This is a genomic window from Burkholderia sp. WAC0059 (assembly GCF_002870125.1).
Taxonomy (GTDB): Bacteria; Pseudomonadota; Gammaproteobacteria; order Burkholderiales; family Burkholderiaceae; genus Paraburkholderia.
In genome coordinates, this window is sequence record NZ_PNEO01000018.1 from 47,962 (window position 1) to 72,428 (window position 24,467).

The window sequence follows — 24,467 nt, forward strand, 5'->3', positions numbered from 1 at the left end:
GTCCCTTTAGAGCCACAGCCAAAGCCGTATCTTGCGCAAACGCAAAAATCGCGGCGCAGCCCCGAACGGGCCCGGTATCGACCCCGAAATTTAACAGTAATCAGTCACTTAGTCGCCCCCGGGGACGGGAAGCAGGTATAATGGCCGGCTCCCTAAATCGAATCTTCGATGGTTGGGTTGTTCACTGCTTTCACGTCTTCATCGGGAGTGGGAATGTCCAATCTGAGCAATGCATTGCAGCTGAAGTCCGTTCACAGTCAGTTGCCAGTCACGGCTTACTTTGACGAAGCGCTTCTTGCGCGCGAAATCGAAACGCTTTTCCAGCACGGCCCGCGTTACGTCGGGCACGAACTGATGGTGCCCGAGGCGGGCAATTATTTTGCCCTGCCCGGCGAGAACGAGGGTCGCGTCCTGGTGCGCAACCCGCAGTCGCAAATCGAACTGCTCTCCAACGTTTGCCGCCACCGCCAGGCCATCATGCTGAACGGCCGCGGCCAGGCCGACAACATCGTCTGCCCGCTGCACCGCTGGACCTACGACCTGAGCGGCCAGTTGCTCGGCGCACCGCACTTCGCCGACAAGCCGTGCCTGAACCTCAATGCCACGCCGCTGCAAAGCTGGCAGGGCCTGCTGTTCGAAACCGGCGGCCGCGAGGTCGCACGCGACCTCGCGCGCCTCGGGCCGGCAAAGCATCTCGACTTCTCGGACTACATGTTCGATCACGTCGAGATTCACGAGTGCAACTACAACTGGAAGACCTTCATCGAGGTCTATCTGGAAGACTATCACGTGGTGCCGTTCCATCCGGGCCTCGGCAATTTCGTGTCGTGCGACGACCTGACGTGGGAATTCGGCGAGTGGTACAGCGTGCAGACGGTCGGCGTGCACAACCACCTCGGCAAGCCCGGCAGCCCTACCTACCGGAAGTGGCACGACGAGGTGCTGCGCTTTCGCAACGGCGTGTCGCCCGAGTTCGGCGCCATCTGGATGGTGTACTACCCGAACCTGATGATCGAGTGGTATCCGCACGTGCTCGTGGTGTCGTGGCTGATTCCGCGCGGCACGCAGAAGACGACGAACATCGTCGAGTTCTACTACCCCGAGGAAATCGTGCTGTTCGAACGCGAGTTCGTCGAGGCCGAACGGGCCGCCTACATGGAGACCGCGGTCGAGGACGACGAGATCGCCGAGCGCATGGATGCGGGCCGGCGCGCATTGTTCGAGCGCGGCGAATCGCAGGTCGGGCCGTACCAGAGCCCGATGGAAGACGGCATGCAGCACTTCCACGAATTCCTGCGGCGGGAGCTCGGGGCAATCTAGAAAGCGTGCAAGAACGCAAGATTGTGGACGAGCGCATAACAAGAACAAAGGGCTGCTGACGCCCAGGTGAACGCTACCAGCCAAGAACAACGGCCACCTCAATAGGGTGGCCGTTGTTCTTTCAATCTACCCGGGGCTCGACATCCGGGAAGCGTCAGCCGTCCGTCGAACGCGTGACGGCTTCCCATGCCGCAATTTCATCGGACAGGTCCGACAGCTTCGCGCGCACCAGGCTAAGCGCATCGCTACCCAGCAGCAGATGTGCTGGCGGCTGGTCAGCAGCAATTGCTGCAAGCATGGCCCGCGCTGCCTTCACCGGGTCCCCCAGTTGCTTGCCGTTTTTCTCTTCGCGGGCACTTCGCACCGGGTCAAACACGGCGTCGTAGTCCGGGATGGAGCGCGGCGTCCGGCTCATTGAGCGACCGGCCCAGTCGGTGCGAAACGAGCCTGGCGCCACGGCCGTTATCGCAATGCCGAATGGCTTCACCTCCTTGCCGAGCGCCCCGGAAATTCCTTCCAATGCAAACTTGCTGCCACAGTAGTAAGTGATACCGGGCATCGTGATGAAGCCGCCCATCGATGTGATATTCAGGATGTGTCCTCGTCGGCGTTCACGCATGTACGGCAGGACAGCCTTCATCATGGCTACCGCGCCGAACACATTGACGTCGAACTGCCGGCGCATCTCGGCGAGAGACGACTCCTCCATCACTCCTTCGTGGCCATAGCCGGCGTTGTTGACCAGCACGTCGACCGGTCCGACGTGTGCTTCCACACCGGCCACCACGCCATCAATAGCCCCGAAGTCGGTCACATCAAGCACCCGGCCGAATGCGCTGTCCGGCGCAACTGCCTCAAATTCGTGCTTCGCCTGCTCGCTGCGAACCGTGCCGACGACACGATGACCTGCTGCGAGCGCTTCGTGAGCCAGTGCGCGGCCGAAACCACTGCTGACGCCGGTGATGAGCAAAGTCTTGACTGATGCCATTCAAGCCACTCCCTGAAGTTCAATAGAGAGCATAATATTCTCCACTTATCGCCACTTTCAGGCCAATTAATAGAAATTTATTGCCTATTTCTATGACGACTCGCGCTCCCCTCGGGACTAACTCTCATCGAAATCTGTCTAGTGCCGACCAGCAACGCATGGTCACCCTGCTTCGCGCGCTGGCTCCGGAAGAGGGGTACAACCTGACGATGCTGCCAGGCGTGCGCATCCTCCGTTCCGACCGCCCCCTGGCGTTCACGCCTGTGCTGTACGACCCGGGCATCGTGATTGTCTGCCAGGGGCGCAAGCGCGGTTACTTCGGCGACCAGCTCTACCTGTACGACGAGCAGCACTACCTGGCGGTGTCCGTGCCCGTGCCGTTCACGATGGAGACCGATGCCACGCCTGAGCATCCCCTGCTGGCCATTTATCTGCACCTTGACTTCCAACTGGCCGTCGAGCTGATGGTCCAGATAGACCACCATGAAACGACAGCGCATGAAGACGCGCCGAAAAGCATGATTTCGAGCCCGATGGATGCAGCTCTTCAAACCTCCGTACTGCGCTTCCTTGAAGCGATGGGTCGACCGCTCGATGCGTCAGTCCTGGGTCCCGCACTACTGCGTGAGATTTACTTTCGGGTGCTGACTGGCGCACAAGGTAATGCGATGCGCGCCGCATTGGGGATGCGGGGACAGTTTGGCAGGATAGGAAAGGCGCTTCGCCGCATCCACTCGAGTTATGCCCAACAACTCGACCTTGCGACACTGGCCAGTGAAGCCGGCATGAGCGTTCCAACCTTCCACGCGCACTTCAAGACGATTACGCACACGTCTCCGATGCAATACCTCAAATCTGCACGTCTGCATCAGGCGCGGCTGCTGATGGTCCGCCAGGATATGACGGCGGAAGCTGCCTGCCATGCAGTGGGGTATGCGAGTCCCTCGCAGTTCAACAGGGAATTCAAACGCCTCTTCGGTCTGACGCCCGCTGCCGAGACGAAACGAATGCGCGAAAGTTTTGCAATTCCGGCACCCCATGCCGGTGCTGAATACGTATCGTCGCATTGAGGGGGCCGATAATCCCCTCGGGCCACCGGCGCCCCCGGCAATTGCATCAACCTAAAACCAGCCAGCCGCCTAACTTGTGCGCGATGTACGCGACGGGGTAAGGTCAGGCAATCACAATAGGCAGCCAGTGACATGGTCAAACCAGAATTTACTGAACCTGAAAGCGTACGTCCCGACCTGCTGTGCTTCCTCGTCGCCATTGCAGCAGCGTCATATGCATTGACGGACGACTGGCGTGTGGACCACGTTGTTGAGTGCTGCCGCCAGTGGCTAAAGAAGAACCGGCTCAAGATGCACTGGCTCGACCGAGTCCGGATTGGCCAGCTTGCGTTGAAAATTGCCCGCAACGACTTACTGGAGGCGGGAGTCGCGGTTCGGCTCTCGAGTGTGCAAGCGCTATTTTCCAGCGAACTGGAACTCAACACGTCAAGCACAATGGTGCAGAGAATGATGATGCTCTGTCACGACGCGCTCTGAAGGAGTTGAGTTGACGGCGAATAGCCTCGAGTGCACGCGATGCCGCCTCGACGGCCACTGCGTTCGCAGCCACCAGGCAAACCGCGACCATCGACCGCCCATCACGGCGCAATCGAATCAGGCCACCGAGATCGCCGCCGCCGCCATCCGCGCAATCGTTTCGAGATGCCGGCCGTCCGAATGCCCTCCGATGACGGCAAGACGCCAGTAAAGCGCCGAAACCATGAAGTCGGCCGCCGTCTCGCGGTCGACGGTTGCGGGCACTTCGCCCCGCGCGACGGCGCGATCGATCAGCGTCTTCGCGCGGTTGCGCCTCGCCTCCTGGAACGGCAGGATCGCCGCTTTCAATGCCGGTTCGCGGCCCGTTTCGGCATGAAGGTCGAGAACGACGCGCCGGATGATGCGATGACGCAAGACGCGCCGCAAAGAATGCAGGAAGGCCAGCAGGTCCGCCTCGAGCGACCCCCTGTCCGGAAGCTCGGTGAGGGTCAGGCCGACCTTCGACAGCAGGTCGCTCGCCATGGCGACCTTCGAAGGCCACCGCCGGTAGAGCGCGGCTTTTCCGGCGCCGGCGTTCTTCGCCACGCGTTCGAGACTGAGCGCCGCGTAACCGACGCGCGCCCATTCTTCGAAAAACGCGCGGGTCAGGGCATCCGTCACGTCGCCCTGCATCACCGCGGCGCCGCTCGGGCGCCGTGGGACGAAAATATTTTCGTCGGAACGATTGCGTTCCATCGCAAAACCTCCTAAATTCGTCGGAACGGATGCGTTCCGACGAATTTAGGAGATTAGCTCATGATGGATACCGTGAAAAGCTTCTCGGCCATGCTGCGCCGAACCCTGGGCGAGCACCTCGAACCAGGGGCGGAAACGTTCGTCCAGATGTTCGCCGAGGACGGCGTGATGGAATTCCCCTACGCTCCGCCAGGGGTGCCTCAGCGTGTCGAGGGACGTCAAGCGCTTGCCGCCCATCTCGAGTTTCTGGCGAGCGTGATCGAGTTCGGCAGCGTCTCCGACGTCGCCAGGCACGAGACCGGCGAGACCGGCGTTTTCATCCTCGAGTTCGCGGGCTTCGGGCGCGGCCAGGAGACGGGCGAACCCTACGAGCAACGCTATATCTCGGTAATCCGGGTCCGCGACGGCCACATCGTTCATTACAGGGACTACTGGAACCCGATCGAGGTTCTCAGAACGCTCAAAGGCCGCCCATTCGTCGAATCGCTTATCGCGAGCTGAGCACGAAGTTCACGCAAGGTGAGGTGAAACGAGGCGGCAGGCGGACTGCCCGGCGGCGTCACGAGAAAGACCGGCTTCGGCCCGTTTTTTTGTTTAGACTGGGCGGCATCGAGCCGGCGCACTGCCGGCACGGCACGCATCAGGAGACGCCATGCCCCACACGCACTACACCACGCTGATTTCGGCGGCCAATCTCGACGAACGGCTCGCCGCCGCGCCCGGCAGCGTGCTCGTATTCGACTGCCGCTTCGACCTCGCGGACCCCACCGTGGGCGAAACGGCCTACGCCGCCGGCCATCTGCCCGGCGCGCATTATCTGCATCTCGACCGCGACCTGTCCGGCCCGAAGACGGGCACCACCGGACGCCACCCGCTGCCCGACCGCGCGACGCTCGTCGCAACGCTCGCCGCGCGCGGGCTCGACGAAAGCCAGCAGGTCGTCGCCTACGACGCGCAGGGCGGCTCGTATGCGGCGCGTCTGTGGTGGCTGCTGCGCTGGCTCGGTCACGATTCGGTGGCCGTGCTCGACGGCGGCCTGCAAGCCTGGCAGGCCGCCGGCCTGCCGCTCGCGCAGGACACGCCGGCCGCATCGCGCGGCAATTTCAGGGCGCGCGCGCCGCTGCAGGTCACCGTCGACGCCCCGGCCGTGGAACGCAACCTCGCGACACGCGAGCGCGTGGTGGTCGACGCCCGCGCGGCGGACCGCTATCGCGGCGAGAACGAGACGATCGATCCGGTCGGCGGCCACATTCCGGGCGCGCTGAACCGCTTCTTCAAGGACAACCTCGGCGCCGACGGCCGCTTCAAGTCCGCGCACACGCTGCGCGACGAATTCGGCGCCGTGCTGTCCGGCACCGCGCCCGAGCACGTCGTGCTGCAATGCGGCTCGGGCGTCACGGCATGCCACAACGCGCTCGCCATGGAAATTGCCGGCCTGCACGGCGCGGCGCTTTATCCTGGCTCGTGGAGCGAATGGTGCGCGAATCCGGCCCGGCCCGTGGCCACGGGCCCCAATCCCTGACGTCCTGAACTGAAGGCACGGCGCCGGGCCACAGCACGGGCCGCCGGCGGACGGCGGGCGACCCACCCGAAGCGCGTCAGTGCGCCTCTTCCCAGTTCGTTCCCGCGCCGACTTCCGCAACGAGCGGCACCTTGAGCTTCGCCACCGAGCCCATCCGTTCGGGCAGCCGCTTGCGCACTTCGGCCAACTCGTCGTCGGGCACTTCGAGCACGAGTTCGTCGTGCACCTGCATGATCATCTTCGAGGCGACGCCCGACTCGTCGAGCCAGTTCTGCACCGCGATCATCGAAAGCTTGATGAGGTCCGCCGCCGTACCCTGCATCGGCGCGTTGATTGCCGCGCGCTCGGCGGCCTGGCGGCGCGGACCGTTGCCCCCGTTGATTTCCGGCAGCCACAGGCGGCGACCGAATACGGTCTCGACGTAACCGAGCGAACGGGCCTTCTCGCGCGTTTCGTCCATGTAGCGCGCGACGCCCGGATAGCGCGTGAAGTAGCGGTCGATGTAAAGCTTGGCCGCGTCGCGCGTAATGCCGAGGTTCGAGGCAAGCCCGAACGCGCTCATGCCGTAGATGAGGCCGAAATTGATGACCTTCGCGATGCGCCGCTGGTCCGCGTTCACTTCGAGCGGCGTGACGCCGAACACCTCGGCCGCCGTCGCACGGTGGATGTCGTCGCCGTGCGCGAACGCCTTGAGCAACTGCTCGTCGCCCGAAATATGGGCCATGATGCGCAGTTCGATCTGCGAGTAGTCGGCCGACACGATCTTGTGGCCCGGCGGCGCGATGAACGCCTCGCGAATCCGGCGGCCCTCGGCCGTGCGCACCGGGATGTTCTGCAGATTCGGTTCGTTCGACGCGAGCCGCCCCGTAACGGCCACGGCCTGCGCGTAGTTCGTGTGCACGCGGCCCGTCTCCGGGTTCACCATGCGCGGCAGCTTGTCGGTGTAGGTGGACTTGAGCTTGGCGAGGCCGCGGTGTTCGAGCAGCACCTTCGGCAGCGGGTAATCCTCGGCGAGCTTTTGCAGCACCTCCTCGTCGGTCGAGGGCGCGCCACCCGGCGTCTTCTTGACCACGGGCAGTTGCAGCTTCTCGAAGAAAATCTGGCCGATCTGCTTGGGCGACCCGAGATTGAATTCGCCGCCGGCCAGCTCGTAAGCCTGGCGCTCGAGCTCGACGAGCCGCGTCGCGATCTCGCTGCTCTGCTCGCGCAGCCGCCCGGTATCGACGAGCACACCGTTGCGCTCCATCCTGCGCAGCACGCGCGCGGTCGGCAGTTCGATACTGCGATACACGTAGTCGAGCTTCGACTCCTGCGCGATCTGCGGATACAGGGCCTCGTGCAGTTGCAGCGTCACGTCGGCATCTTCGGCCGCGTATTCGGCGGCCTGTTCGAGCGCGACCTCGTCGAAGCCGATCTGCTGCGCGCCCTTGCCCGCCACCTCCTCGTACTTGATCGTCTTGATGCCGAGATGGCGCAGCGCGAGGCTGTCCATGTCGTGACTGCGATGCGATTCGAGCACGTACGATTCGAGCAGCGTGTCGTGCTCGATGCCGTTCAGCGCGATGCCGTAGTTCGCCAGTACCTGCTCGTCGTATTTCAGATGCTGGCCGACCTTCTTGTGCGATTCGCTTTCGAGCCACGGCCTGAGACGCTCGAGCACCTCGTCGCGCGGCAACTGCTCCGGCGTGTCGGGACCGCGATGCGCGACGGGCAGATACGCGGCATGCCCCGGCTCCACCGAGAACGACAGGCCGACGAGCTGCGCGACCATCGCATCGAGCGAGGTCGTTTCGGTATCGAAGGCGGTAAGCGGCGCGGCGCCGATCTTCGCGAGCCATGCGTCGAACTGCGCCCAGGTCTGGATAGTTTCGTAATGGCGCGGGCCGTCGATTCGCGGCGCGGGCTCCACCGCGTCGCCGTCCGCCGCGCCCGGCGCCGGACCCGCGGCGTCCGACGCGCCGGCCTCGTTCAGCTCGCGCAGCCAGGTCTTGAAGCCGTGTCGCGCGAAGATGTCGCGCAACTCCTCGCGCGCCTCGGGCCGCGTGCCGAGCGTGCCCTCGATCGACTCGACGTGCTGCGAGAGATCGCAGGTCGTCTCGACGGTCACGAGCTTCTTCGCCATCGGCAGGAAATCGAGCGCCTCGCGCAAATAACTGCCCACAGCGCCCTTGATCTCGTCGGCGTGCTCGACGACGCCGTCGAGCGTGCCGTACTGCGCGAGCCACTTCACGGCCGTCTTCGGTCCGCACTTGTTGACGCCCGGCACGTTGTCGACCGTATCGCCGACGAGCGACAGATAATCGACGATGCGTCCGGGCGGCACGCCGAACTTCGCCAGCACGCCGTCGCAATCGAGCGTCTCGTTGGTCATCGTGTTGATGAGCGTGATGCTTCCGGTGACGAGCTGCGCGAGATCCTTGTCGCCCGTCGAGACGATCACCTTCATACCGCGCCGCTCGGCTTCGCGCGCGAGCGTGCCGATCACGTCGTCGGCCTCCACGCCTTCGATCATCAGGAGCGGCCAGCCGAGCGCGCGCACGGCGACGTGGATCGGCTCGATCTGCGCGGCCAGCGGTTCGGGCATCGAGGGCCGGTGCGCCTTGTATTCGGGGTACCACTCGTCGCGGAACGTCTTGCCCTTCGCGTCGAACACGCACGCGCTATACTCTGCCGTAACTTCCTTGCGCATGCGGCGCAGCATGTTGATCATGCCGTAAAGCGCCCCGGTCGGTTCGCCGTCCGGTCCGCGCAAATCCGGCATCGCATGGTAGGCCCGATACAGATAACTCGAACCGTCGACCAGGAGCAGGGTCTTACCTTCCAGCGCAGTTTGCTGCTTAGTTTCCACGCGAAGTTCTTCAGGCATTATGGACAAGAGAAAATTGATTCCGAGTCTGCGTTCGCTCGCAGATCAAGAACGCGCGACGGCCAAGAAGGCACGCGCATCGTGGCAGATGTTCACGATTATGGCAGAGTTTATCGAGGCCACCGAGTACCTGTCCGAGATCCGTCCGGCCGTCAGCATCTACGGTTCCGCGCGTCTGAAACCCGATTCGAAGTACTACCAGCTCGCCAAGCAGATCGCGCGCAAGCTGTCCGACGCGGGCTTCGCGGTCATCTCCGGCGGCGGCCCCGGCATCATGGAAGCGGCCAATCAGGGCGCGCACGAAGGCAAGTCGCCGTCGGTCGGCCTGAACATCGAGTTGCCGCACGAGCAGTCGGGCAACCAGTGGCAGGACATCTCGCTGCGCTTTCGCCACTTCTTCACGCGCAAGGTTACGTTCGTCAAGAATTCGGATGCGGTAATCGTGATGCCGGGCGGCTTCGGCACGCTCGACGAACTCGGCGAAGTGCTGACGCTGATCCAGACGAAAAAATCGCGCCACGTGCCGATCATTCTCGTCGGCGCGGAATTCTGGCGCGGCCTGCTCGACTGGTTCCGCCAGTCGCTCGTGCCGATGGGCCTCATCAATCCGGAAGACATGGACCTGATGCAGGTGATCGACGAACCCGAGCGCGTGCTCGAAGCCGTGCTGGCGTTCTACGAGGATCGCGGCGAGGGCGAGCCGCAACCGGCGCCGCGCTCCGACGAAGACCAGATGTTCTATCTGTGACGATGCGACGATGACGGCGCGAGGAACGCATCGCGCCGTCATCGTCGTCGCTCAGGCGTTCGCATCCTCCTGTCCCGCGTGCCGGATCGTCCACTGGTCCCGTTCGCGATGCTGCTTCGCTTCCGCTTCGAGCCAGCGGCAAAACTGCGCGACGAGCGGCGCGTCGGCCACTTCGCGCCGCGCCACCCACCAGTAGCCGCGCGCATCGATGTACGGCCCGTCGAGCGGCGCCACGAGCCGTCCCGACGCCAGTTCGTCGTCGAGCAGCGGCAACGGCCCGAGCGCGACGCCGAGACCGTCGACGGCCGCCTGCAGAACCAGATACACGTGATCGAACGACTGCCGCTTCCGGCATTTCGCCTTCACGTCCGCGGCCGCGAGCCAGTTGCGCCACGCGTCGGGACGCGTATCCGAGTAGAGCAGCACGTGACGGGCGAGATCGTCGGCCGTGTGAATCGGCGTGCGCTGCAATAGCGCCGGGCTACACACCGGCACTTCCATTTCGTCGAGAAAGTAACCGCTCTCGCAGTCGGGCCAGCTCGGCGGCCCGCGCCGCACCGCGACGTCGAACCCTTCGAGCGACTCGACCGGCGCATTCGAGGTGGACAGGCGCAACTCGACGTTCGGCACCATCCGCTGAAACCGGCTCAGGCGCGGCAACAGCCATTTCATCGCGAAGGTCGGCAGCGCGTTGACGCGCAGCACGTGCACGGCCGTGTCGCGCAACTGGTCGGTGGCGAGCGCGATGCTGTCGAACGCGGCCTGCACGGTGGCGAGATAGCGGCGTCCGTCGTCGGTCAGGCTCACGCGCTTGCCGATCCGGCGAAACACCAGCACGCCGAGCCACGCCTCGAACGCGGCCACCTGGCGGCTGATTGCACCATGCGTCACATGAAGCTCCGCCGCGGCGGCGGTGAAACTGTTGTGCCGCGCCGCGGCTTCAAAGGCGCGCAGGGCGGGAAACGGGGGGAGTCGACGGGCCATGCTTGTGATTCTAGATCACAAGCCAGCGCCGTAAAAATCGTTTTGCAGAACATGCGATCGGCGTTACGCTCGCAGCTTCACAAGAGGCTGACCATGAGACAGGATGCTCCCCCGCCCACGGCCGCGCAGACGGCTGTCCCCGCGTCGACCGACGCCCGTGCCGAACCCCCGTTGCATACGCCCACCGTGCGCGAGCTGTTTCTCGGCTTTCTCGGGCTCGGCCTCACATCGTTCGGCGGCGCACTGCCGCTCGCGCGGCGCGCCATCGTCGAGCAGCACCGCTGGCTCGACTCGGCCGATTTCACGGACCTGCTCGGTCTCTGCCAGTTCCTGCCCGGCGGCAACGTCATCAACCTGTCGGTGGCGCTCGGCATGCGCTTCCAGGGCTGGCGCGGCGCGTTCGCGAGCATCCTCGGCTTCATCGCCGGCCCGTCGCTCGTCGTGATCGGTCTCGGCGTGCTCTACGAGCACACCCAGGACGACCCGCACGTGCGCCACCTGTTCGTCGGTCTCGCCGCGGCGGCGGCGGGACTGCTGATCTCGATGGCGCTCAGGATCCTGCGCCCGCTGCTGCGCGAGCCGACCGCGGCATTCGTCGCCGTGCTCGGGTTCGTCGCCATCGCCGTTCTGCGTCTGCCGCTCCTGCCCACGATGCTCGTGCTCACGCCGCTCGGCATCGCCTTCGCCGCGAGGGCCGCACGATGAATGCCACGCTCGTCGCGCTCGCCCTCATCTTCAGCCAGCTTTCGCTGCTCGCGTTCGGCGGCGGCAACACGATCCTTCCGGAAATGCAGCGCCAGGTCGTCGACGTGCATCACTGGATGCCCGCGCGCGAGTTCAGCGCGCTGTTCGCGCTCGCGCAGGCGGCCCCCGGACCGAACATGATGATCGTCACGCTGATCGGCTGGCACGTGGCCGGCTGGGCCGGCATGCTCGTCACGTCGATCGCCAAGTTCGGGCCGTCGTCGATCGTGACGGTCCTCGTCATGCACGCGTGGGACCGCTTCAAGGACCGGCCCTGGCGCCGCATCGCCCAGAAAGGGCTCGTGCCCGTCACGGCCGGGCTAGTCGCCGCGAGCGCGGTGCTGATCGCGAAGGCGTCGGACCCGAACTGGATCGCCTGGGCCATCACCGGCGTCTGCGCCGTGCTCGCGTTCAGGACGAAGATCCACCCGCTGTGGCTGCTCGGCGCCGGCAGCCTGATCGGGCTGACGGGGTTCGGGCAGGGTTGAACCGAGGGGAAAAGAGCGGGCGTTGCGTTGCGCCGCGTTGCATGGCGAACGCAGCCGGCGCGGAGAGCGGCGCGAGTACGCGATGACTCGCGCCCGCAATCCGCCCGAGGCGATCTACTGAAACGCCACCTCGGCGAAGCTGCGCAGCTTGCGGCTGTGAAGCCGGTGCAGTCCGTCCGCGCGCAGCAGTTCCATCGCCTTCACGCCGATCTGCAGGTGCTGGTCCACCTGCGCGCGGTAGAACTGGTCGGCCATGCCCGGCAGCTTCAGCTCGCCGTGCAGCGGTTTGTCGGACACGCACAGCAGTGTGCCGTACGGCACACGGAAGCGAAAACCGTTGGCCGCGATCGTCGCGCTCTCCATGTCGAGCGCGATCGCGCGGCTTTGCGAGAGCCGCTGCACCGGCTCGCGATGGTCGCGCAGCTCCCAGTTGCGGTTGTCGACGCTCGCGACGGTGCCGGTGCGCATCACGCGCTTGAGCTCGGCGCCGTCGAGCCGCGTCACCTGCGCGACCGCGCGCTCCAGCGCGACCTGCACCTCGGCCAGCGCCGGGATCGGCACCCAGAGCGGCAAATCGGCGTCGAGGACGTGATCCTCGCGCACGTAGCCGTGCGCGAGCACGTAGTCGCCGAGCCGCTGCGTGTTGCGCAGGCCGGCGCAGTGCCCGAGCATCACCCAGGCGTGCGGGCGCAGCACCGCGATGTGATCGGTGATGGTCTTCGCGTTCGACGGTCCGACGCCGATGTTGACCATCGTGATCCCGCTGCCGTCGGCGCGCTTGAGGTGGTAGGCCGGCATCTGCGGCAGGCGCGCCGGCGGCGCGCCCTCGCCGTTCCGCTCGACGGCATTCGCGTTGTTCGCGTTGTCAGTGACGACGTCGCCCGGCTCGACGAACGACGTGTACTCGCTGCGCCAGGCGCGCAGTTCCGGATCGTCGGTGCGCGACATCATCTCGAGACCGAACTTCACGAACTCGTCGATGTAGAACTGGTAGTTGGTGTAGAGCACGTAGTTCTGGAAATGCGTGGGCGACGTGGCCGTGTAGTGCCTGAGCCGGTGCAGCGAGAAGTCGACGCGCGGCGCGGTGAAGAGCGCGAGCGGATGCGGCTCGCCGGGCGCGGGCTCGAACGTGCCGTTGACGATCCGGTCGTCGAGCTGCGCGAGGTCGGGCGTGTCGAACACGTCGCGCATCGCAACGAGCCGCTCGCGATCGAGTTCGCCCTCGAGATGGATCCCTTCGGCGAACGCGAAATGCACGGGAATCGGCAGCCCGGACACGCCGACCTCGATCGACACGTGGTGATTCCTCGCAAGCAGCCGCAGTTGCTCGCGGTAGTAGTTGCCGAACAGGTCGGGACGCGTGATCGTGGTCTCGAAGACGCCCGGGCCGGCGACGAACCCGTAGGAGCGGCGCGAATCGACGTGCGTGTTGACCGCCGTGCGGATGCGCACGAACGGATAGCAGGCGCGCACGCGGCGCTCGAACGACTCGCCGCGACGGTAGCGCGCGAACGCGTCGCGCAGGAAGGACGTGCTGGCTTCGTAGAGCGCGGAGAGCCGCGCGACGGCGTCGTCGGCATGGGCGAAGGATTCGGCGGGAAGGTCGTGCGCGGGCGTCATCGGCGGACGCGGGAGGTTGTCGTTGTTCATCGTCGTTGCCTCGATCTATGCGAGGACATTACCACGGAACCCGCGCCTCCAGACAGACGCGCCGGCGGCGCGGCCGGCCGCGCCGCGGCCCCGGTGTTTTCGGCCGGATTTGCTAGAATCGTAACTATCCCATTGGAGAATCATCATGAAGTCGCTTCTTCCGGCCGCCGCGGCGGTAATGATGCTGGCCCTCGCGGGCGGCGTCGCCGTCGCCGCGCCCGCAGACGACGTCCCTGACGCTCCGCCCGCCGCCGCGCCCGCGCCCGCCGCAACTTCTACTCCCTCCGACGATTCGCAATCCGCCAACGTTCGGGCCGGCCTGCCCGATCTGCGGGAGATCAACCGTCCGGCGGCGCAGGTCAGCGCCAAGGTCGATTTCGACGTACAGCGCACGCCGAGCTTCCACGAAGTCAGCCCGGGCGGCACGGAAATCACCGAATACCGCGACAAGGGCAAGCCCGTCGAAATCGACGTCCGCTCGGGCTTCGGCACGCACTACACGATGACCGCGCCGCTCGACACGTCGCCGTCCATGCCCAACAACAGCAACGTCAGCCCGCGGCTGCCGTCCATCCGTCTGAGCTACTGACCTGCCGACACCGACGACCGCCGCCCCGGCGCGCAACACGCCGGCGGCGCACGGCGCGAGGCCGGGCGGTGCGTGGCCCCGCTTCTCCGTCGTTTCTTCCGGCTGCGTGCGTCGCGGCGCGCCGTCCAACCTGACCTGAATCCACGTTTTCCGCATGGCCGTCTTCACCGCTGTCACCGAATCCGAACTCGCGCAATGGATGCGCCACTACGACCTCGGCGAGGTCGTCGACTTCCGCGGCATTCAGTCCGGGATCGAAAACAGCAACTTCTTCCTGACGACGACGCGCGGCGAATACGTCCTCACCGTCTTCGAGAAGCTGACGGCGGAGCAACTGCCGTTCTACCTCGACCTGATGCGGCACCTCGCGGCGCATCAGGTGCCGGTGCCCGATCCCATGCCGCGCGCGGACGGCTCGCTGTTCGGCCTGCTGCGAGGCAAGCCGGCCACCATCGTGACGAAGCTCGACGGCGCGCCCGAACTCGCGCCGCAGGCGAAGCACTGCGCCGAGGTCGGACACATGCTCGCGCGCCTGCATCTGGCCGGGCGCGACTTCGCCGGCGACCAGCCGAACCTGCGCAGCCTGCCCTGGTGGCGGGAAACGGTGCCGAACGTGCTGTCGTTCGCGAGCGACTCGCAGCGCGCGCTGCTTACGGCCGAGCTCGCGCATCAGGAGGCATTCTTCGCGTCCGGCGACTACGCAGCGCTGCCTGGCGGCCCGTGCCACTGCGATCTGTTCCGCGACAACGTGCTGTTCGCCGAGGCGAACCGGGACGGAGACGGCGCGCCGCGGCTCGGCGGGTTCTTCGATTTCTATTTCGCCGGCTGCGACAAGTGGCTCTTCGACGTGGCCGTCACCGTCAACGACTGGTGCGTGGACCTCGCCACGGGCCGCCTCGACGCCGAACGCACCGCGGCGCTGCTGCGCGCGTATCAGGCCGTGCGGCCGTTCACGCCGCCGGAGCGCCGCCGCTGGAGCGACATGCTGCGCGCGGGCGCGTACCGCTTCTGGGTCTCGCGCCTGTATGATTTCCACCTGCCGCGCTCGGCAGCGTTGCTCAAGCCGCACGACCCCGGCCAGTTCGAGCGCATCCTGCGCGAGCGCCTCGACGGCAACGTCATTCCCTGCCCGGACAGCCCATGCAATTGACCGAAGTCTCCGCGAAAACCGGCTACGTCTGGTTCCGCCAGGGCATCTGGCTGTTCCGCCGCAACCCGCTCGCGTTCCTCACGCTGTTCTTTGCGTACCTGCTCGCGATGACGGTCATTTCGGTCATCCCCGTGATCGGCGGGTTGCTGCCGCTCTTCTTCATTCCCGGCGTCGCGGTCGGCTTCATGGCGGCGTGCCGGGACACCATCGCGGGCAAACCGGTATTCCCGACCATCCTGATCGACGGCTTCCGCTCGTACGGCAGCGTGGCGGCGAAGCGCCTCGTCGTGCTCGGGTTCGCCTACATGATCGCGATGATGGCGGTGTTCGCCAGCTCGGCGCTGGCCGACGGCGGCACGCTGCTGCGGCTCATGACGGTGGGCGGCCCGCTCGACGGCGCCGCCGTGGCGAACGGCGACCTGTCGCTCGCGCTGCTCGCCTCGATGGTGCTCTACGTGCCGGTGGCGATGCTGTTCTGGTTCGCGCCGATACTGGCCACGTGGCACGACGTGCCGCCGGTGAAGGCGATGTTCTTCAGCATCGTGAGCTGCTGGCGCAATCGCGGCGCGTTCGTCGTCTACGCGGTGCTGTGGTTCGCTGTCTCGAGCGCCGTCTCGTTCGGCCTGTCGATGCTGATGCGCCTCGCCGGCGTGGGCGACTACGCGTACGCCGTGCTGATGCCGGCGCTCATCGTCACGATGACGATGCTCTACTGCTCGTTCTACGCCACCTATCGCGGCTGCTTCGGCATGCAGGAGCCGGCGACCGTGAAGCTGCCGGGACCGAACGCCGACCGCTGATTCGTCGGGCCGCCGCCCGGGCGGTGAGTCAGTCCTGGGTCGCGAGCTCACCGCCCGACGACGCGCCCGCGGCCACTCCCCGGGCCGCCTTGCGGCGCCGGCCTTCGAAGAAGCGCCAGATCATCTCGCTCGCATCGGGACCGGTCGCCGAGTGAAACGGCACCGTCTCGTCCCCGCCGCTCCAGGCGTGATCGAGGCCCTCGACGCGGCACTCGCGCACAACGCTCGCGCCGCCGCGCCCGAAATCCCGGATGGCGTAGCCCGGCTGCGTCTCGCGGCGCTCGACGCCGCGCAGCGGCACGCCCCGCGGATCGGCGAGACCGTTCAGGCGCAGAAACTGGACCGTCAGTTGATCGGCGTTCACGGGCGCCACGACCGGGTCGTCGTCGCCCTGCACGATGATCGCGGGCATGCCGGGATAGGCGCGGACGTCGACCACGCGCTCGACCAGCACGACCGGATCGTGACGCGTCCCGCGCCGCATGACGTCCATCGCGGCCACGGTGGAACGCGCCTCGCCGAACACCGGACCGGAATGCAGCGCGACGGCGGCGAACCGCTGCGGCGCATGCACCGCGAGCAGCGTGGCCAAACCCGCTCCCGCCGAAAGCCCGGCCACGTAGACGCGCGAACCGTCGAATCCGTGCGTCGCGACGAGCATGTCGACGAGCGAGACGACGGCGCCGAACTCGGCGCCGCCCGCATGCTCGCGTTCGTCGTACCAGTGCCAGCAGCGATGCAGGTGGGCGCTTTCGGATTGCTCCGGATACACGACCGCGAAACCGTGGCGGTCGGCCAGCAGATTCATCCGCGTCCCTTCGGCGAACGTGTCGGCGGACTGCCTGCAGCCGTGCAGCATCACGACGAGCGGCATCTGCGCCGTCGGCCGGCCCGCCGGCAGATAGAGCCCGTAAGGCAGCGTGCGTCCGATGCCGCTCGCGCCGGCCGGCACCGGATACACAGCGCGGCGCCATTCGCCGGCCGCCCAGGCCGCCTCGCGCGGCCCTACGCGCGAAGCGCGCGGCGCGGCCGACGCGCCCTGCCGATCGCCGACGGGCCGCCGCGCCGACTGTCCCTCTTTCCGGCCGACGACGCCCCGCGACGATGCGTCGGGCGCGGCATGCCGGACGGTCAGCAGGCGCTGCAGGCCGTCAGTCCATAATCTGGTCAGGTTTTTCGTCATCGTCGACCTCGCAAGAGGGGAATGGCCCCATATTCGATCCGACAGCTCATATCGATGCAGTGGTGCAATGCACAATAGCACTAATCCGGCCGGCCTGCCGACGCACCTCCTGTTCCCGCCGGGGCCGCCCGTCCCCGAGAAGCGATGCCGGTCGCCGGCGCGAGGCAAGGGTGGCAACGCGCACCGATCGGCGACGATTCCCGTTTTGGCATGGCGACGACGGCTATAGACGGCGGCTATACTTTGAAAGATATCGGTAACGTGTCGTCTGCCCGAGCGGCGGGGTGCGCGTTAGTAGAAATGGACCCGCAGCTTTTTCGATCCGCCATCGCGACGACACCTCATGCCAGACTTGCCCCTCTCCCTGTGGTACTCGATCACCAACCTGGGCGGCGCCGGCCTCACGCTGCCGCTCGCGCTCGCCATCGCGCTCTGGCTCGCGGTCGGTTACTCGTGGCGGATGGCCGGTAGCTGGCTGTTGCTGCTCGGCGTCTCCGTCGTCGTGGTCACGGCGACGAAAATCGCGTTCCTCGGCTGGGGCGTCGGCATCCGCGAACTCGATTTCACGGGCGTGAGCGGCCACGCGATGCTCTCGAGCGCCGTCTATCCGGTCGCCTTCTTCCTGATGCTGCTGCGCGCGCGCCCGGCCGTGCGCATCGCGGGCGTCGCGGTCGGACTCGCCACGGGCATCGCGGTCGGACTCTCGCGCGTCGTACTCGACGCGCACTCGCCGTCGGAAGCCGTGACGGGCTGCATCGTCGGCGCGCTGACCGCGCTCGTCTTCGTGCGCTGGTGGTGGGAGGCGCAGCCGGGCCGGCTGTCGGCGGCCGCCGTCACGCTGAGCCTTGCGCTGCTGACGCTCGCGCTGCACGACGTGCGCGTGCCGACGCATCGCTGGGTCACGCATCTCGCGCTGGCGATGTCGGGCCACGAACGGCCCTACATCCGCGCCAGGTGGAAAGCCGGACGCTACGTGCGCCCGGCGGCCTCGCCGATTTCGCAGACGCTCAACGGGCGGGTTCCGTTCACGCCCCACCGCGCCTGAGTTCGTTCCGTTCCGCTATCCGCTGGCCGGTCAGTCGTCGGCCGCGATTTTCGGCGGCCGCGTCTCGCGCAAGAGCCGCTCGGCCTCTTTCGCCGCGTAGCGCTTGACGGCTTCGCACCAGCCGCGCGCGAAACCCAGTTGATAGGGCTCGACGCCCTCCGTGCCCTCGAGATAGCGCAGCGCCACGGCCGCGTCGTTGCCGTCGCCGAGCACGCTCTGGATTCTCGAGAGGCTCCGCGCCGTGTCCGTGCGCGTCTTGCGCGAGACGATGGGCGCGAGGAATTCGATCACGTAACGCAGACGTTTCGCGTCGATCCGCACGCGATGGCGCGCTTCGTCGCCGAGCGTGGTCAGACGCGGCGCGGCGGCGAGCCGTTGCCAGTAGCGCCGCACGCGCTTTTTCGCGTGACCGGCGAGCGCCTTGCCGCGTCCCGGCGCCTGCCGCTCGCGCGCCACCCGCACCGCCAGCCATTGCAGCCAGGCCAGCGCGAGATGCGCATAGCGCGGCGAAGCGAGCGCCGCCTGCGCGCGCGAACGCGCGGCGAGCCGTTGCGCATCCGCCGCCTCGATGAGCGGCGCCCAGCGCGCCGCGTCGGCATCGGCGGCGGCCAGCGCGGGCAGGCTCGTATCGACGAAGACGTCGCGATCGCGCGCGTCGGCCAGCGCCTCGCCGAGCCACCGGAGTTCGGGCTCGATGGCGCCAGTCCAGACCTCGTCGCGCCACGGGGAAAAAATGCGCAGTGCCGTGCGCAGACGCCGGTGCGCGACGCGCATCTGATGGACGAACTCCGTGCTTGCGATATCGCGCACGCCGGCGTCGTTGCCGAACCAGTGGAAAGCGACGTTGCGCATGATCGCGACCAGCGCGGCCTCGGCCGTGCCGGCGCCGGCCAGATCGACGGGATAGGCGCGCACCGCCGTGGCGGGGCCGGGCGCATCACCGGACGCGGCGCGCCCCAGCGCATCGTCGAGCCGCACGAACGAGGGCACGACGTCGATCAGGTCGCGGGCACAGGCAAACAGCGCGTCGAGGGCGAGCCCGGGATCGCCCTCGTCGTCGGGACACGACGCGCACAACCGCCACTCGTACCTCCCGGCGGGCTGGCGGTCCCCGTCCCCGTTGCCCCGATCGTCCCGATCCAGCGTCAGCGCCATCCCGATGCCGTCGCGCGTCCATTGCCAGCAGCGGCGCTCGCGGGTCAGCGTCGCCGCCGGCGCCAAGGCTCCGGCGGCGGCGAGCGCCTGCCGGAACGCGTCGGGCGCGGCATCGAACAGCACGTTCGCCATGTCATCGGTATCGAGCGGCGCATCGAAAGCGGTCGTGCAGACCGTGACGCCGGGCGCGAACGGCTCGCGGCGCGTGACGACGACGCGGCGCGCGCCGCCCTGCGTCTGCACCGCGAGGCGCCAGCCGGCGGCGGCCAGCGCGCCGTCGCGGTCGAAACCGACGATCTCCACGCGTTGGCCCCGCGACGGCACGGCCGCGCCCCAGCGCGAAAACACGTCGTCGAGCGCGTCGCCCGGCACCGCGGAGGTCCCGGCGGAACGCGGCGCGGCACGGCGTTTCGAACTGCGCGGTTGAGGCATCGCGGACGCAGCGGCATCCAGCACGATTTCTAGAACGCGGACCATGAACGCTCCGGGACGGGTCGTCGGCGCAGGCGAAACCGGCGCAGACCGGGCCGTTCGGGCCGGCCGCGCCGCTCGCGCAACTGTCCCCGATATTACACGCGCGCCGTCGGGCACGGCAGTCGGCGAACCCTGACACAAGCGCGCGTCGAAGCCGCTGCTCCCGATTTTCCAGGCGTAAACCCGGGACGGAATCGCGAAAGTTTTCAGATAACATGAAAACTCTTCCCGAAGAGGCTTTCCGCATGGCAACCCGGACCATGACGCTGACCGAGCAGGTCGCGCAACAGGTCATCGACGAGATTCAGCGCGGCGTCTTTCCGGTCGGCAGCAAGCTGCCGCCGGGCAAGGCGCTCGCCGCGCGCTTCGGCGTGAGTCCGGCCGTCATCCGCGAAGTGACCGAGCGGCTGCGCGCCAAGGGGCTGATCGACAGCCGGCAGGGCGCCGGCTGCACGGTCAAGTCGAACACCGAGGCTTCGGGCTTTAGCATCCCGGGCACGGCCGAGGCCGATCTCTCGCGCATGTTCGAACTGCGCATGGACCTCGAAGGCGCGGCGGCCGCGCTCGCGGCGGTACGGCGCGGCGACGCCGACCTCGCCGCGCTGCGCCGCCTCCTCAAGACGCTCGAAGAGAACCTCTACGATCCGGCGCAGGGCGTCGAGCTCGACGTCGGCTTTCACGTCGCGATCGCGCAGGCGACCCGCAACCGCTATTACGTCGACCTGCTCCAGTACCTGAACCTGCAGTTCCGGCAGTGCATCGGAATCGCGCGCGCTCACTCGGCACAGCACTATCGGCTGCCCGAGGAAGTGCATCGGGAGCACGTGCGCGTGTTCGATGCGATTCTGGCCGGCGACCCGGCCGCCGCGCGGCTCGCGATGACGACGCATCTGGAGCGCGCCGCGCGCCGTCTCGGCGTGCCGCTCGAACCGTCGCCGGCCGACGCGGCCGACGCCGACGCCGACACTGCGCACCCGTAATCGAAAGGAATTCAACGATGTCTGCCGAAACACCGTTCGCACGACGCCTCGTCGAGACGCTGGGACGCGAAGCCGTCCTCACCGCGCCCGACGAGCTCGCCCCCTGGCTCTCCGACTGGCGCGGCCTCTACCGGGGCACCGCGCAGGCCGTGGTGCGGCCGTCCGATACGGCGGGCGTCGCCGCCTGCCTCGCCCTGTGTTCCGAAGCGCGCGTGCCGGTCGTGCCGCGCGGCGGCAACACGGGACTCTGCGGCGCGGCCACGCCCGACGGCAACGCCGCCAACGTCGTGCTGAGCCTCGACCGGATGCACGCCGTCCGCCAGATCGACACGATCGCGAACACGCTCGTCGCCGAGGCCGGCTGCATACTCGGCGACCTGCGGCGGGCGGTGGCCGAACGGCATCGCCTGCTGCCGCTCAGTCTCGCGGCCGAGGATTCGTCGCAGATCGGCGGCAACCTCTCGACGAACGCCGGCGGCGTCAACGTGCTGCGCTACGGGATGGCGCGCGAGCTCGTGCTCGGCGTCGAGGCCGTGCTGCCCAACGGCGAAATCTTCGAGGGCCTGCGCACGCTGCGCAAGGACAACACCGGCTACGACCTGAAGCAGTTGCTGATCGGCGCCGAAGGCACGCTCGGCGTCATCACCGCGGCCGCGCTGCGGCTTTTGCCGCGCAACGACGTGACCCAGGTCGTGCTGGCCGCCGTGGACTCGCCGCAGCAGGCGCTCGAGCTCTACGAGCTGCTGTTCGAGCAGTGCGGCCAGCGTCTGCAGGTCTTCGAGTTCTTCACCGACGTCTGCGCCGACCTCGTGCTCGCCCAGGTCGACGGGCTGCGCGCGCCGTTCGCCGAACGCCATCCGGCCTACGTGCTGATCGAGCTCGCCGACACCGTCGACGAGGCCGCGCTGCAGGCGCTGACCGAGCGCGTGATCGGCGAGGCGATCGAGCGCGAACTCTGCGGCGACGCCGTGGTGTGCGCGTCGCTCGCCCAGGCCGACGCGATGCGCCGCCTGCGCGAGGAGATCTCCGAGGCGCTGCGCATGGACGGCCCGCACCTGAAGCACGACGTGTCGCTGCCGATCGCCTCGATCCCGGCCTTCATCGAAACGGCCGGCGCGCGGCTCGCGTCCCGCCACCCGGGCCTGCGGCTCTTCGTGTTCGGCCACTTCGGCGACGGCAACCTGCACTACAACATCGCGCGCCCGGCCGGCAGCCCGCGCGACTACTTCGAGCAGCACGACGAGGCGGCGGTCACAGGCGACGTGCTCGACGAGGTCGTCCGCTACGGCGGCAGCATCAGCGCCGAGCACGGCATCGGCCAGCTCAAGCGACGTTACTTCCATCAGTACAAGAGCCCGCTCGACATCCGCCTGATGCTCGGCATCAAGCAGTTGTTCGATCCGGCCGGAATCATGAATCCGGGCAAGATTTTCTAGCCCGACGGCACAGCTGCGGGACGACGGCGAAAACGCAATGCCTGCGCCCGGCAAGAACGAGGAGGAGCACCATGAGCTCGGAGACGATGAAGACGATGGCCGCAGGCGAAGCGCCGCCCTGGCCCGACACGCGCGGCGCGCACGAAACGCGCGAAGAAACGGCCCGGGCGGCCCGCAAGACCCTGACGAAGGCGGTGCTGACCGCGTTCTTCGGTTTCGCGATCGACGTGTTCGACCTGTTTCTGCCGCTCATCATCCTGATGCCGGCGTCGATCTACTTCCGGCCGCCGCAGCTCGTCTCGCCCGTGCTCGACTCGTTCATCTTCGCCGTCGCGCTGCTCGGCCGCCCGGCCGGCGCGCTGTGCTTCGGCTATCTGGCCGACCGCCTCGGCCGCAAGCGGACCGCGACGCTGACCATGAGCGGGCTTGGCGCCTGCGTGCTGCTCACGGGCCTGCTGCCCGGCTACCAGAGCGTCGGCATGCTCTCGCTCGTCGGCCTGCTGGGCCTGCGCCTCCTCACCGGTTTTTTCGCCGGCGGCCAGTACACGGGCGCGGTCACGCTCGCCATGGAAACCTGTCCGCTCGACAAGCGCGGCTTCTACGGCGGGCTGATCGGCTCGGCGTCGAATCTCTCGTACATCGTGATGTCGATCTTCGGGCTCGTCCTGTTCCATCTGATGCCGCCCGTGGGCCTCGACTCGGCCTACGTGCAGTGGGGCTGGCGGATTCCGTTCTTCGTCGGCGCGCTGCTCGCGTTCGGCTTCCACCGCTACGTCACGCGCGAGGTCGAGGAATCGCAGCGCTGGCTCGAGGCGCGCAACGCGAACGCCGAGGACCGCCACACGTTCGCGCGGCTCTTCTCCGGCATGCAGATCGGCAAGCTGCTGCAGGGCTTCGTGCTGATGAACGGCGTCTGGCTCGTCTACCTCGTGCCGGGCGCGATCATGCCGACGATGCTGCGCGGCATGGTCCATCTGGGCCCGGCGCAGACCACGGCGATCATGCTCGTCGCCACGCTGACGACGTTCTTCGGCTACCTGCTAGGCGGACTCGTCAGCGACCGCATCGGCCGGCGCACCGCGTTCGTGGTCCACGCGATCCTGGCCGGCACGGCCGGCTCGTTCCTGCTGTACCTGCTCGCGCGGCTCTCGGCCGACCAGTTCGGCACCGCGCTCCTCGTCGCCACGGCGGCGTTCTTTCCGGCCGGACTCGTCTGGGGCTCGGGCCCGCACGCCTACCTGAACGAGCGCTTCCACACGGGCAACCGCTCGTCCGGCTACGGCATCGCGTTCAGCTTCGCCATCGTGCTGCCGTCGTTCTACGGCATCTACCAGCACTGGCTCAACGCCTGGTTCTCCCCGCACGACACGCCGGCCGTGCTGTTCGTGATCGCGAATCTCGTCGTGATCGCCTCGGCGCTGGCGGGACCGGAGACGTTCCGGTCGAACAATCTCGACCGGTAGGAAGCCGGCTCAGGCCGACCGGGAAGGCGCGAGCGCGGCGCCGAGGATGGGCGGCTGGGTCTGCGGCAGCGGAATGGCCCGCGTTTTCGGCGGCGCCTCGGGCACCTCGACGACGAGCCGGTGTTTCGGCGACGAGGCCGGTGTGGCAGGCGAGGCGTTAGACGTGCCGGGCCGGGCATCGGCGCGACGACGAGCCGATGCCGTCGTCGCGTCCGGCGCATGCCGCCGGACGGGCCGGGCGTGGGGATTGTGCCGCGCGCCCGTCGCGGCGGCCGCGGGAACGAGTGGCGTGCCGTGGCCGTGGAGCGACGCGTGACGACCCTGCCGGACGGCCTTGATCGCGTGTTCCGGCCGCGCATGGGCGAAGGCGCTTCGAGTCGCCAAGGTGTGCGCTTTCGGGGTATGGGCCGCCGCGACGTGAGCCTTCAGGACGTGCCGCCGCCCCGAAGCCCGGACACCATGATGAGCCGCCCCGGCCGTCTGCCGGGCCTCCGGCGGATTCCACGTCTCGCTGTAACGAACGGCCTGAACGGCCGCCCCGGCGGTTGCCGATTCCCACATGGCCGCGACCGCGACGATGACTGCTGCTGCCCGCACACT

At 67.3% G+C, this 24,467-nt stretch carries 23 protein-coding genes; 15 read left to right on the forward strand and 8 right to left on the reverse strand.

Translation table 11 applies throughout. From position 1 onward, the window contains the following. Positions 1-213: 213 nt before the first annotated feature. Positions 214-1,320 carry an aromatic ring-hydroxylating oxygenase subunit alpha gene (locus CY652_RS18170; protein ID WP_102132106.1) on the forward strand — a complete coding sequence of 369 codons (1,107 nt, stop codon included), beginning with the start codon at positions 214-216 and terminating at the stop codon, positions 1,318-1,320. Between the two features lie 154 nt (positions 1,321-1,474). Here CY652_RS18170 and CY652_RS18175 read toward each other — a convergent pair whose 3' ends face one another. Continuing rightward, positions 1,475-2,308, reverse strand: coding sequence for an oxidoreductase (locus tag CY652_RS18175; protein ID WP_102132107.1), 834 nt, complete (start codon positions 2,306-2,308; stop codon positions 1,475-1,477). Between the two features lie 158 nt (positions 2,309-2,466). Here CY652_RS18175 and CY652_RS18180 point away from each other — a divergent pair, with 158 nt between their 5' ends. Further along, positions 2,467-3,378 (forward strand): AraC family transcriptional regulator, encoded by a 912-nt coding sequence (locus CY652_RS18180; protein ID WP_102132108.1) that lies wholly within the window; start codon positions 2,467-2,469, stop codon positions 3,376-3,378. 132 nt (positions 3,379-3,510) lie between these two features. After that, entirely contained in the window at positions 3,511-3,855 is a 345-nt protein-coding gene (locus CY652_RS18185; RefSeq protein ID WP_102132109.1) for a hypothetical protein, read from the forward strand. Between the two features lie 117 nt (positions 3,856-3,972). Here the strand turns inward: CY652_RS18185 and CY652_RS18190 are convergent, their stop codons facing one another. Further along, positions 3,973-4,590 (reverse strand): TetR-like C-terminal domain-containing protein, encoded by a 618-nt coding sequence (locus CY652_RS18190; protein ID WP_219723762.1) that lies wholly within the window; start codon positions 4,588-4,590, stop codon positions 3,973-3,975. Positions 4,591-4,650: 60 nt separating this feature from the next. On the opposite strand from CY652_RS18190, the gene CY652_RS18195 reads away from it, so the two are divergent. Beyond that, entirely contained in the window at positions 4,651-5,091 is a 441-nt protein-coding gene (locus CY652_RS18195; protein ID WP_219723764.1) for a nuclear transport factor 2 family protein, read from the forward strand. A 151-nt stretch (positions 5,092-5,242) separates the two neighbouring features. After that, a complete protein-coding gene (locus CY652_RS18200; RefSeq protein WP_102132110.1) occupies positions 5,243-6,112 on the forward strand; it encodes a sulfurtransferase in 870 nt (289 codons plus the stop codon). Between the two features lie 76 nt (positions 6,113-6,188). On the opposite strand, the gene polA is transcribed toward CY652_RS18200, so the two are convergent. Next, positions 6,189-8,978, reverse strand: coding sequence for a DNA polymerase I (polA, locus tag CY652_RS18205; protein ID WP_102132111.1), 2,790 nt, complete (start codon positions 8,976-8,978; stop codon positions 6,189-6,191). 1 nt (position 8,979) lies between these two features. On the opposite strand from polA, the gene CY652_RS18210 reads away from it, so the two are divergent. Then, positions 8,980-9,726, forward strand: coding sequence for a TIGR00730 family Rossman fold protein (locus CY652_RS18210; RefSeq protein ID WP_102132112.1), 747 nt, complete (start codon positions 8,980-8,982; stop codon positions 9,724-9,726). A 51-nt stretch (positions 9,727-9,777) separates the two neighbouring features. On the opposite strand, the gene CY652_RS18215 is transcribed toward CY652_RS18210, so the two are convergent. After that, complete coding sequence (locus CY652_RS18215; protein ID WP_102132113.1) at positions 9,778-10,710, reverse strand: transcriptional regulator GcvA; 933 nt, start codon at positions 10,708-10,710, stop codon at positions 9,778-9,780. A 93-nt stretch (positions 10,711-10,803) separates the two neighbouring features. On the opposite strand from CY652_RS18215, the gene CY652_RS18220 reads away from it, so the two are divergent. Together CY652_RS18220 and CY652_RS18225 are read left to right on the forward strand one after the other, a co-directional pair. Next, positions 10,804-11,415: a chromate transporter gene (locus CY652_RS18220; RefSeq protein WP_102132114.1), complete on the forward strand. Its 612-nt coding sequence runs from the start codon at positions 10,804-10,806 to the stop codon at positions 11,413-11,415. After that, the gene (locus tag CY652_RS18225) at positions 11,412-11,942 is read left to right on the forward strand and encodes a chromate transporter (protein WP_102132115.1); all 531 of its coding nucleotides are present in this window, start codon (positions 11,412-11,414) and stop codon (positions 11,940-11,942) included. The genes CY652_RS18220 and CY652_RS18225 overlap by 4 nt, the downstream gene beginning before the upstream one ends. Positions 11,943-12,056: 114 nt before the next feature. Here CY652_RS18225 and CY652_RS18230 read toward each other — a convergent pair whose 3' ends face one another. After that, on the reverse strand, positions 12,057-13,592 hold the full coding sequence (locus tag CY652_RS18230; RefSeq protein WP_102132116.1) for an AMP nucleosidase: 1,536 nt from the start codon (positions 13,590-13,592) through the stop codon (positions 12,057-12,059). 145 nt (positions 13,593-13,737) lie between these two features. Here CY652_RS18230 and CY652_RS18235 point away from each other — a divergent pair, with 145 nt between their 5' ends. The 3 genes from CY652_RS18235 to CY652_RS18245 all read left to right on the forward strand — a co-directional run bounded on the left by CY652_RS18235 (position 13,738) and on the right by CY652_RS18245 (position 16,131). Further along, on the forward strand, positions 13,738-14,181 hold the full coding sequence (locus CY652_RS18235) for a hypothetical protein (RefSeq protein ID WP_102132117.1): 444 nt from the start codon (positions 13,738-13,740) through the stop codon (positions 14,179-14,181). Positions 14,182-14,335: 154 nt separating this feature from the next. Then, positions 14,336-15,331, forward strand: a complete 996-nt coding sequence (locus tag CY652_RS18240) for a homoserine kinase (protein ID WP_102132118.1) — start codon at positions 14,336-14,338, stop codon at positions 15,329-15,331. Further along, entirely contained in the window at positions 15,322-16,131 is an 810-nt protein-coding gene (locus tag CY652_RS18245) for a BPSS1780 family membrane protein (protein WP_102132119.1), read from the forward strand. The genes CY652_RS18240 and CY652_RS18245 overlap by 10 nt, the downstream gene beginning before the upstream one ends. Positions 16,132-16,159: 28 nt before the next feature. On the opposite strand, the gene CY652_RS18250 is transcribed toward CY652_RS18245, so the two are convergent. Then, complete coding sequence (locus CY652_RS18250; RefSeq protein ID WP_102132120.1) at positions 16,160-17,314, reverse strand: extracellular catalytic domain type 1 short-chain-length polyhydroxyalkanoate depolymerase; 1,155 nt, start codon at positions 17,312-17,314, stop codon at positions 16,160-16,162. Between the two features lie 343 nt (positions 17,315-17,657). On the opposite strand from CY652_RS18250, the gene CY652_RS18255 reads away from it, so the two are divergent. Beyond that, positions 17,658-18,359, forward strand: coding sequence for a phosphatase PAP2 family protein (locus tag CY652_RS18255; protein WP_102132121.1), 702 nt, complete (start codon positions 17,658-17,660; stop codon positions 18,357-18,359). 30 nt (positions 18,360-18,389) lie between these two features. Here the strand turns inward: CY652_RS18255 and CY652_RS18260 are convergent, their stop codons facing one another. Further along, positions 18,390-19,991: a CHAD domain-containing protein gene (locus CY652_RS18260; RefSeq protein ID WP_102132122.1), complete on the reverse strand. Its 1,602-nt coding sequence runs from the start codon at positions 19,989-19,991 to the stop codon at positions 18,390-18,392. Between the two features lie 242 nt (positions 19,992-20,233). Between CY652_RS18260 and CY652_RS18265 the strand changes: the two genes are divergently transcribed. From CY652_RS18265 to CY652_RS18275, 3 genes are all read left to right on the forward strand, one after another. Next, positions 20,234-20,968, forward strand: coding sequence for a FadR/GntR family transcriptional regulator (locus CY652_RS18265; RefSeq protein ID WP_102132123.1), 735 nt, complete (start codon positions 20,234-20,236; stop codon positions 20,966-20,968). A gap of 17 nt (positions 20,969-20,985) precedes the next feature. After that, positions 20,986-22,404: an FAD-binding oxidoreductase gene (locus CY652_RS18270; protein ID WP_102132124.1), complete on the forward strand. Its 1,419-nt coding sequence runs from the start codon at positions 20,986-20,988 to the stop codon at positions 22,402-22,404. A 71-nt stretch (positions 22,405-22,475) separates the two neighbouring features. After that, complete coding sequence (locus CY652_RS18275; RefSeq protein ID WP_102132125.1) at positions 22,476-23,867, forward strand: MFS transporter; 1,392 nt, start codon at positions 22,476-22,478, stop codon at positions 23,865-23,867. 9 nt (positions 23,868-23,876) lie between these two features. On the opposite strand, the gene CY652_RS18280 is transcribed toward CY652_RS18275, so the two are convergent. Beyond that, a complete protein-coding gene (locus CY652_RS18280) occupies positions 23,877-24,251 on the reverse strand; it encodes a hypothetical protein (RefSeq protein WP_102132126.1) in 375 nt (124 codons plus the stop codon). Between the last annotated feature and the right edge of the window lie 216 nt (positions 24,252-24,467).

Bases quoted from the DNA above. Each gene is read 5' to 3' on its own strand.
- CY652_RS18180 (WP_102132108.1), top strand. From the start codon at position 2,467: ATGGTCACCCTGCTTCGCGCGCTGGCTCCGGAAGAGGGGTACAACCTG.
- polA (WP_102132111.1), bottom strand. From the start codon at position 8,978: ATGCCTGAAGAACTTCGCGTGGAAACTAAGCAGCAAACTGCGCTGGAA.
- CY652_RS18245 (WP_102132119.1), top strand. From the start codon at position 15,322: ATGCAATTGACCGAAGTCTCCGCGAAAACCGGCTACGTCTGGTTCCGC.
- CY652_RS18225 (WP_102132115.1), top strand. From the start codon at position 11,412: ATGAATGCCACGCTCGTCGCGCTCGCCCTCATCTTCAGCCAGCTTTCG.
- CY652_RS18175 (WP_102132107.1), bottom strand. From the start codon at position 2,308: ATGGCATCAGTCAAGACTTTGCTCATCACCGGCGTCAGCAGTGGTTTC.
- CY652_RS18275 (WP_102132125.1), top strand. From the start codon at position 22,476: ATGAGCTCGGAGACGATGAAGACGATGGCCGCAGGCGAAGCGCCGCCC.
- CY652_RS18265 (WP_102132123.1), top strand. From the start codon at position 20,234: ATGGCAACCCGGACCATGACGCTGACCGAGCAGGTCGCGCAACAGGTC.
- CY652_RS18200 (WP_102132110.1), top strand. From the start codon at position 5,243: ATGCCCCACACGCACTACACCACGCTGATTTCGGCGGCCAATCTCGAC.
- CY652_RS18185 (WP_102132109.1), top strand. From the start codon at position 3,511: ATGGTCAAACCAGAATTTACTGAACCTGAAAGCGTACGTCCCGACCTG.
- CY652_RS18235 (WP_102132117.1), top strand. From the start codon at position 13,738: ATGAAGTCGCTTCTTCCGGCCGCCGCGGCGGTAATGATGCTGGCCCTC.
- CY652_RS18220 (WP_102132114.1), top strand. From the start codon at position 10,804: ATGAGACAGGATGCTCCCCCGCCCACGGCCGCGCAGACGGCTGTCCCC.
- CY652_RS18255 (WP_102132121.1), top strand. From the start codon at position 17,658: ATGCCAGACTTGCCCCTCTCCCTGTGGTACTCGATCACCAACCTGGGC.
- CY652_RS18210 (WP_102132112.1), top strand. From the start codon at position 8,980: ATGGACAAGAGAAAATTGATTCCGAGTCTGCGTTCGCTCGCAGATCAA.
- CY652_RS18190 (WP_219723762.1), bottom strand. From the start codon at position 4,590: ATGGAACGCAATCGTTCCGACGAAAATATTTTCGTCCCACGGCGCCCG.
- CY652_RS18230 (WP_102132116.1), bottom strand. From the start codon at position 13,592: ATGAACAACGACAACCTCCCGCGTCCGCCGATGACGCCCGCGCACGAC.
- CY652_RS18240 (WP_102132118.1), top strand. From the start codon at position 14,336: ATGGCCGTCTTCACCGCTGTCACCGAATCCGAACTCGCGCAATGGATG.
- CY652_RS18170 (WP_102132106.1), top strand. From the start codon at position 214: ATGTCCAATCTGAGCAATGCATTGCAGCTGAAGTCCGTTCACAGTCAG.
- CY652_RS18195 (WP_219723764.1), top strand. From the start codon at position 4,651: ATGATGGATACCGTGAAAAGCTTCTCGGCCATGCTGCGCCGAACCCTG.
- CY652_RS18260 (WP_102132122.1), bottom strand. From the start codon at position 19,991: ATGGTCCGCGTTCTAGAAATCGTGCTGGATGCCGCTGCGTCCGCGATG.
- CY652_RS18270 (WP_102132124.1), top strand. From the start codon at position 20,986: ATGTCTGCCGAAACACCGTTCGCACGACGCCTCGTCGAGACGCTGGGA.
- CY652_RS18250 (WP_102132120.1), bottom strand. From the start codon at position 17,314: ATGACGAAAAACCTGACCAGATTATGGACTGACGGCCTGCAGCGCCTG.
- CY652_RS18215 (WP_102132113.1), bottom strand. From the start codon at position 10,710: ATGGCCCGTCGACTCCCCCCGTTTCCCGCCCTGCGCGCCTTTGAAGCC.